At 67.8% G+C, this 6341-nt stretch carries 7 protein-coding genes; 1 reads left to right on the forward strand and 6 read right to left on the reverse strand.

Annotated features, from left to right (window positions below; translation table 11 throughout):
- A partial coding sequence (locus QH283_RS05405; RefSeq protein WP_280501909.1) for a type VII secretion-associated protein occupies positions 1 to 614 on the forward strand: 614 nt, incomplete at its 5' end.
- A 125-nt stretch (positions 615 to 739) separates the two neighbouring features.
- Here QH283_RS05405 and QH283_RS05410 read toward each other — a convergent pair.
- From QH283_RS05410 to QH283_RS05435, 6 genes are all read right to left on the reverse strand, one after another.
- On the reverse strand, positions 740 to 1030 hold the full coding sequence (locus QH283_RS05410) for a WXG100 family type VII secretion target (RefSeq protein WP_280501910.1): 291 nt from the start codon (positions 1028 to 1030) through the stop codon (positions 740 to 742).
- Between the two features lie 35 nt (positions 1031 to 1065).
- On the reverse strand, positions 1066 to 1401 hold the full coding sequence (locus QH283_RS05415; RefSeq protein ID WP_280501911.1) for a WXG100 family type VII secretion target: 336 nt from the start codon (positions 1399 to 1401) through the stop codon (positions 1066 to 1068).
- Positions 1402 to 1880: 479 nt separating this feature from the next.
- Positions 1881 to 3449 (reverse strand): serine/threonine-protein kinase, encoded by a 1569-nt coding sequence (locus QH283_RS05420; RefSeq protein WP_280501912.1) that lies wholly within the window; start codon positions 3447 to 3449, stop codon positions 1881 to 1883.
- A gap of 166 nt (positions 3450 to 3615) precedes the next feature.
- A complete protein-coding gene (locus QH283_RS05425) occupies positions 3616 to 4824 on the reverse strand; it encodes a DUF7373 family lipoprotein (protein ID WP_280501913.1) in 1209 nt (402 codons plus the stop codon).
- A gap of 5 nt (positions 4825 to 4829) precedes the next feature.
- Entirely contained in the window at positions 4830 to 6029 is a 1200-nt protein-coding gene (locus QH283_RS05430) for a DUF7373 family lipoprotein (RefSeq protein WP_432420665.1), read from the reverse strand.
- A gap of 63 nt (positions 6030 to 6092) precedes the next feature.
- The coding region (locus QH283_RS05435) for a DUF7373 family lipoprotein (protein ID WP_432420666.1) at positions 6093 to 6341 on the reverse strand (249 nt) is incomplete at its 5' end.

Genomic DNA, 6341 nt, shown 5'->3' on the forward strand with positions numbered 1-6341 from the left:
GCCCCGACGACGGCTCCCGCCTGCGCCTGACCGTCACCCAGACCCGGGTAGCCGCCGACGCCGGGGTACCCCCCCAAGCCCCCCCCCCGGGAGGCCCCGAGGCGCCGCCACCCCCCCCCCGGGGCCCGGCCCCCGCCGCCACCCCATCGCCGGCCCCCCCCCCGGCCACGACGAGCTCAGCCGCGGCGGCCCCGGCCACCCACACCCTCGGCCCGGTGACCTTCCGCGTCCCCGACGGCTGGCACGTGACATCCCCCGGCGCCACCTCCGCCCGCGTCGACCTCGGCCCCGACGACGGCTCCCGCCTGCGCCTGACCGTCACCCAGACCCGGGTAGCCGCCGACGCGGGCTACGCCCGCATCGCCGCCGACCTGGAAGCCCAGATGCAGCAGAAACCCTCCCTCGGCGACCTGCGCCGCGACGTGGTCTTCGCGGGCCGCTCCGGCCTGTCCTACATCGAACGCCCCCAAGGCGGTTCCACCGTCCGCTGGCACGTCCTGCTCGAACACGGCACCCAGGTCAGCATCGGCTGCCAGTACGTCGCCGAAGACGACTGGGCGGTGCTGGAACCCAGCTGCGAAGAGCTTGCCACGTCGATCGACGTGCAGCCGTAGGTGATCGGTCCGTTCGAGGCACCGGAGAACAACCCCGAGAAACAAGCTCAATGGCTCGAAGACACCCCGGAAACGCGTTCGGGGCCCCAGGCGCCATGCCCGAGACCCCGAACCGAATCGCTGAATCAGAACAGGTTGGCCAGCGCGGAGTCGGTGCTCTGCAGCTCCGAGTTGCCGCTGCTCACCAGCTGGCCGGCGCCGGCCAGGGTGGTGTTGAGCTGGTCGACGTTCTGCTGCCAGGTGCGCTGCAGGCTGGCGAAGGCCTCGTTCGTCGCACCCTTCCAGTTGGTGGTGACGAATTCCTCGACCTTCTTGTGGAACTGCTCGAGCTCGTCCCGAATGCCCTCGGCGCGCTTGATGATCTGCCGGGCACCGTCCTCGACGCCGGCGAAATTGGCGGAGATTTGCTGCGACATGGTTGTCAGGCTCCTTTAATGCGAATCTGCGGTGATTACTCCGGGTGCAGATCCAGGCTCGAGACCTGAGACTGCACCTTCTGGGCGAAATCGGTGTCCTGGTCGGCGAACGACGAACCGGCCTTGATGAGCTTCTCGGAGGTCTCGAGCAGCTTGTCGTTCAGCTTGTCGGCCTGGTAGTAGTAGCGCTCCATGAAGGCGTTGAACGCGTCGCGCGCCTGGCCCTTCCAGTTGGCCCCGTTCGTGACGGCGTCCTCATCCGCCTTCAGCGTACGGATGGCCGCCATCAGGTTTGAGTGCTGCTCCTGGAACTCCTTCGCCTTCTGGGCGATCAGTTCGGGGCTGGCATCAAGACTGCCTGCTTCAGCCATTGCGGCTCCTCCTGTATGTGTTCTCGGCCGACTGGTTCTCGATCCACCCGGTAGGTGCCCAGCCGATCCGTCTGTATGGTTCGACGCGATCCGCGCCGGATCGGTTCCATCGAATTCTCGGCGGTTCCGTCGATCCGCTCACATCGACATCGCCTCCCCACCGGTCCTGCCGTCTGTCCGCCGCGGTCTGTGCGACTCGCGGAATCACCGGAGCGAATTGCCGATGGCACGAATGCGTCCGTAGGTCTCACCGACTGGGACACCGCAGAAGGGGCCTCGACGACTACCCCCGCAAATCTCGGACCGCGGTGCTTGCACGTCGGTCGGCGCCAGCGCTCGTTCCCCTCCTTCCCCCCTGCTCGGCACACGTGATCCGCCAGGCTGGCTCCGATCACCCTAGCTCAATCGGTCCAGGTAGCGCTAGCGCGCGCGAGCGTGCGTGATCACTACGACGCAGGTGAACGGCGGTGTGTACCGCGCTACTGGCCGACCACCTTCGCGATGACCGGAACCATGTTGTCGGCCAGCAGATCGGGCGACTGATCGGTCCATACCTGGAAGGCCTGCACCGTCGCGAGATCGTCGACGACCACGATCCGCGCCGTGCTGTTCATGATGGCATTGGGCAGGCCGCGCAGACCACCGTTGCCCGCCTGGCTGTCGGTGCGCAGCACGATCACCACGTCGGAGTCGACTTCGGTGTTGTAGGCGGAAACCGACAGCGGACGAGGCGATTTCTCGTCGCCCACCGCCTTGTAGGCCTGGCTGTAGCGAAATCCGATCTCCTCCAGGAAGCGGGCTTGGGAACTCGGTGTGAGCACCGCCGACAATGTCGACTCACCGAAATTGAACGCGGTCACCGTCTTGCCCTGGAACTGCGGATATTCGGTGCGGACGGCGGCAAGCCGACCGGAGTCGCCGCCGTCGGAATTCGGCCTGGTCAGCAAGTAGGTGCCCGCGGCGACCACGGCCGCCACCACCAGGGTGAGGATGACGGGCAGCAGCAGTGCTCGTCCCTTCGACCTGCGCGGCTGCCCGTTGCGGAGGGTGTCGACCAGGTGTTGGTCCGTGGGGTCGTAGGGCGTGACGGTCGGCGAATGGCCCGTGCCGATCGTATGCGTAGCGGTGGGTATCCGCGGCTGTGAGGTGAACTGTGCGGTGGGTACCCGGGGCTGGGTCGTCGGAGCCGGGGCCGCCGGTGGCCTGCCGTAAAGGGCGGCCTCGGCATCCTGGACGAACTCACGACATGTCGAGTAGCGGGCGGCGGGATCCTTGGCGAGCACCTTCGCGATCACGGCGTCGAGTGCGGCGGGCACCCCGTAGCGCACGGTGCTCGGTTGCGGTGGAGGCTCGTGCAGATGACCCATCATGACCACGGCGGGCACCGTGGAGGGATACGGGTTCTGGCCAGTGAGCATGCGATAGAAGGAGCAGCCGAGGCTGTAGATGTCCGAGCGGTGGTCCAGGCGCTCACCCAGCAGTTGCTCCGGCGACGCATAGGCGACCGTGGCCATGAAGTTTCCGGTGGCGGTCAACTCCTGGCCGTCCTCTGCCGACTTCGCGACGCCGAAGTCGGTGAGCAGCACGCGCTCCTCGTCCTCGCTGTCGACCGTCGAGAGCAGGAAGTTCGCCGGCTTGATGTCGCGGTGCAGCAGCCCGCGCCGGTGAGCGTAGTCGAGGCCCTTGCCCACCTCGGAGACGATGCGCAGTGCCCGCTGTGGCGTCATCACCGCGGGCCCCTTCGCGGTTTCCGCCGCGGCGTCGACGCCGTCGACGTACTGCATCGCGATCCAGAGCTGGCCGTCCTCCTCGCCGCGGTTGTAGACGGTGACGATATTGGGATGGTCGAGTCCGGCGGCCAGATTGGCTTCGCGCTCGAACCGTGCGCGGAACTCCGCGTCGGTGGAGAGCTCGGCGCTGAGCACCTTGAGTGCGTCCCTGCGCGGCAGAATCGGGTTCTGCGCCAGGTACACCGTGCCCATTCCGCCGCTGCCCAGCACTTTGATCACCCGGTAGCCGCCGACGATCGCTCCGGGCCGCAGAGCCATTCGATCCTCCCTCATCGCGATGGTCGGCGCCCGGCTGCGGCGGTTCGGTGAACTCGACGCCCGGACTCGCGCCTCGGAGCAATCTAGCAAGCAGGGCGAACGATCTCGACCCGTCGTCCGGTCGGGCGTACGGGGCCCGGCCCCGGCCACCGGGCACCGGCTGTGGTCAGGCCTCGGCGAGCAGACCGTACTGAGCAGCCGTGCGCTGGTGGTCCTGCTGGGTATTGGCGCCCTCGACAACCGCGACGTACCGGCCGACATGGAGGAAACAGGTCGGGGGATACCGGTCCGCCGACGATTTCGGGTCCTTGCGGTCGTAGCAGCCCACACCGGCCATGTTCGGTGGGGAGTCGATCGGGGCGTACCGTGCCGACTCGGCGTCGGCGAGCGCGGCGAGGAGCCGGGCCGCTGCCGGGGCATCAGCGGCCCGGTACAGGACCGCGCCGGAGATCGCGACGAGATCGACGCCGGTGTCGGCGTAGGCGGTCTTCGCCAGGTCGGCTCGCAGCGCCGAATGCAGCCAGGCCTGCCTGGGCAGCACCATCGACGGGTCGGTGTCGCCGGTGAACTGCGCGGTGTTCTCCAGAGGCAGGGTACGGGCCAGCATCGAGTCGGTGTCGATGGGGAGCGAGTCGAGCTGGTCGGCGGGGGTGGGGGTGTAGTCCGACAGTCCGTCGAGGATCGCCCGCAGCGCCCGCTGGACGAGGGTGGTGGAGGCGGTCGGTTCCGACGGTTCGGACACCGGATCCTCGGCTCGGACGAGAAGCACCATGTCGTCGCGTACGAGCTGGGCGTCGACCCGGCGGTGCTGAGTGGACCACCGTGCTTGCGCCTCACCGAAGTCTGGAACGGTGACAGGGGTGTCGTCCGGCCACTTCTGTTGGGCACGTGCCGACATGAGTCCGGCCGCGTTCGCCGCGGCTGCCGCCGAGTCGAACCGGAGGGTGACCATCTCCAGCGCGGTGCCGAGCCCGATGCCCTGTCTGCGCTGCCCCCGGCTCTGCCATCCCGCGACCAGTCCGGGCGTGAGCTGGGCGAACTCGGCGCGCTCGATCAGGGCGATATCGCTGGGCAGCAGGATCGGCGTGATCCGGCGGTCGACGTAGATGGAACTGCGATGTACCAGGCGGGCGTCGATGTCGACGGCTGCGGGGAGTGCCGTGCCGAGTCGCGCGGCCTCGAGCATGGCGCCGGTGTGCTCGGTCCGAGCCTGTTCCTGGTCGCGGGGTGTGGTGGAGTAGTTGCCCGGATCCAGTTGGGTGAGGTCGAAGGTCGGTCCGCCGGCGTTTGCGCCGGACTCGTCCGAGCATCCGGCGATGAGCAGAACGGCCGCGAGTCCGGCGGCGAGGATGCGGCCTGCGGTGGTGGTTCTCATGACGGTCACTCGCTTTCGGCAAGGATCGCGTACTGGGCGGCGGCGCGTTCGTACAGCAACGGGTCGATGCGAGCGGTCGAGGGGATGAGTCCGAACACCACGGCCACATAACGGCCGTAGACGATGACGCACTGGGCGTTGAAGTTGCGGACCGGATCGGTCTCGGCCAGCTTCAGACAGCGCACGTCGTCCAGCCCAGGCGGCGACGGAAGCTCTTCGTCGCCACGGTCGCTCTGGGACAGGGTGGTCTGGAGGCGGAACGCGGCGGGTAGATCCTCGGTGCGGTAGACCACTCCGCCCCGGCGGCCGACCAGATCGACTCCGCTGTCACGCATCGTCCGTGCCACCTCGGCGGGCTTGCGCTCGAAGTGCAATTGGGCGTCCGGGGTGAGTGCGCCGAAATCGGAGTCGCTGTAGAACGGGTCTCCCGCTGCCGCGGGCAAGGCGCGGCGCATGATGCCGTCCGGGTCGGCCGGGATGTCGAGCAGGTCGTCCAGCGGGATGGGCACATGCTCGTCCAGCGCTGGGATCTGCAGTTCCAGCGTCTTACCGGTGACCTCGGCCAGGGCCTCTGGATTCGGCTGTGGGACGCCCGCGTTCACCACCACGAGGTAAACGTCGTGGGCCAGATAGGAGATGGCGGTGAGGTCATCGGCGGAGGAAGTACGCGCCTCGGGAAAGTCCGCCACGATGACGGGATGCCGATTCGGCTCGGCGCCGGTGACGGCATCGAAGTCGAGCGCGGCCTGCCTGCTCGCGGCTTGGGTGGGGAAGCGCAGGACCGAGACGATGAGCTTCTTGCGGTTGCGCAGGTCGCCGTTGGTCCGTGACACGTACACGCCCGCGACGAGGCCGTTGCGTTCCGCGGCGGGCTGGTATTCCGCCGGGAACGTGTCTGACTGGGCCAGTCGCTCACCGTTCCAGAACAACTCGACGTCGCCCAATTCGTGGATCTCGGGGTCCACGTCGACCGAGTGCACGAGGTGGCCCAGCATGCGCCTGGCCTCGATGAGCCGGATTTCGGGGATTCCGTCGATGTCGGGATCGAATTCGGTGGGCTCCGGCACGTAGCCGCCTGTCCGCAAGGTAGCCGGATCCACAGGGAACAGGCCGGGCACGGCCGTACCGGTGACCGTGGACGAACACCCGCTCGCTCCCGCGACGACGACCGCCAACACGGTCAGGACAACTCTCAACTTTCGCATTCCCCCAGCCCTTCGTGTGTCCGTCTCCGGTGCCCTCGGTGCGCCGGCCCTGTTCGGGACGGCTCAGTTCGCGGTCAGCAACACGTATTGCGCTGACATCTTCTGGTGTAGATCGGCCAGTTGCCTGGCGTAGGCCTGCACCACGTACCGGTCGATCTGCATGATGCACAGGTGCATGCTGATCTCCGAGAGTCCGCTGATCGGGGCGTCGCGGATGCACTCGACGTGATCACCGAGGCCACGCGGTGTCTCGACCACGGTCTGTTCCGCGTCGAGATCTGCCGTGTACCGCCAGCTCTCCCACAGCTTCTC

Source organism: Nocardia farcinica (assembly GCF_029867845.1).
Classification (GTDB): domain Bacteria; phylum Actinomycetota; class Actinomycetes; order Mycobacteriales; family Mycobacteriaceae; genus Nocardia; species Nocardia farcinica_A.

Excerpts from the sequence above, each read along its gene's own strand:
- QH283_RS05415 (WP_280501911.1), bottom strand. The coding sequence starts at position 1,401 with ATGGCTGAAGCAGGCAGTCTTGATGCCAGCCCCGAACTGATCGCCCAG.
- QH283_RS05420 (WP_280501912.1), bottom strand. The coding sequence starts at position 3,449 with ATGGCTCTGCGGCCCGGAGCGATCGTCGGCGGCTACCGGGTGATCAAA.
- QH283_RS05410 (WP_280501910.1), bottom strand. The coding sequence starts at position 1,030 with ATGTCGCAGCAAATCTCCGCCAATTTCGCCGGCGTCGAGGACGGTGCC.
- QH283_RS05425 (WP_280501913.1), bottom strand. The coding sequence starts at position 4,824 with ATGAGAACCACCACCGCAGGCCGCATCCTCGCCGCCGGACTCGCGGCC.
- QH283_RS05430 (WP_432420665.1), bottom strand. The coding sequence starts at position 6,029 with ATGCGAAAGTTGAGAGTTGTCCTGACCGTGTTGGCGGTCGTCGTCGCG.